We start from the raw sequence: 1,148 nt of genomic DNA, 5'->3' as shown, positions 1-1,148 counted from the left end.
CCCAAACACTTTCTGAATTGATTTAATACCTGAAGGAATGCTGTTTACGATGTTATTCATTCTATAATTTCTCAATCTTTTTAACCTCAACTTGACCATGCTTGTAGAGATGAGCGATTGGAAAACTTCCTAGAGTAAACATGAAAAAGAATAACGAAACGATTCCATTAATCACCAAAAAAGCTCCTTCTGTTCCATTATTCAAACCAAGAAAGAAAAGTAAACAAAGAGCAATTGCTCCAACAAAAGGATATACTCCTCCGTTACTTTTCTGAATAGTTGTAAAGGTAACTGTGTATTTATTACTGTTTTGAGGAATCCATTTATCTGCTTTATTATGGGATAACTTTAATGAAATCAGAATTGCAAAATAAGAAATCAGCATAGAAATTGCAAAGAGTAATAACTTTAATAATATTTGCTCGCTAATATTATTGTGAATAAAAAATTTTTTCAGCGCATCATAGCTAACCTTGACGATTGGTTGAACGATGATGGCTCCCATTGTTGCACTTACAGGTCTGCTAGGTTTAATTTCGAATTGGTTATTGTTCTTTTCAATCTCTACCATGTCCACTGTAATCGTATCTGTTTTTAATCCCCAGTAATAGCCCTTGGGGCTTATAGTACTTGTATCCATGACATACTTCTTCGATTCTTGATCTACCTGAACAATTTGAAAGCACATCATACTTGAATTTTTAAATTTTAATTCCACATTTACCACCCAAACACTTTCTGAATTGATTTAATACCTGAATCAATACTATTTCCAACTTCCTTAATACTCTTATCCAGATTGTCGCCCATATCGTTTGCTATATCTCTGATTCCAAGGAAATTATTATCATAGGCTACTGTTGAAAGATAAGCAATTCCAACTCCTGCAATAATAGCCCATCCCACTGGATTAGTTCCCATAAATCCAACCATATACGTTGCACCTGATGCGAGTAGGCCACTTCCTGTACTAGCATATACGATTCCTGTAGTAAGCACATCAACCCCTACTGCTGTCATTGCCGTCGTTGCTGCAGTGTGGGTAAAGGCACGTCCGGCATTCTCATTTTGCAGATTGTTCAAAAAGTCCATTCCCATAAATACTGAACTAATACCTGATATCCCCATGGAAACATTCGTACCTGGAA

The 1,148-nt window shown here is 35.7% G+C and carries 1 protein-coding gene and 1 pseudogene; both read right to left on the bottom strand.

The features are described from left to right. Positions 1-61: 61 nt before the first annotated feature. Positions 62-718 (bottom strand): DUF443 domain-containing protein, encoded by a 657-nt coding sequence (locus HMPREF2628_RS04745; RefSeq protein ID WP_257375287.1) that lies wholly within the window; start codon positions 716-718, stop codon positions 62-64. 2 nt (positions 719-720) lie between these two features. Further along, positions 721-1,148: pseudogene (locus HMPREF2628_RS04740) on the bottom strand (hypothetical protein); the annotation flags it as partial.

Origin of the sequence: Streptococcus sp. HMSC063B03, from assembly GCF_001836965.1 — a bacterium.
GTDB lineage: Bacteria > Bacillota > Bacilli > Lactobacillales > Streptococcaceae > Streptococcus > Streptococcus pneumoniae_F.
The sequence above is the reverse complement of the archived record's forward strand: the minus strand, read 5'-3'. Positions and strand labels throughout refer to the sequence as shown.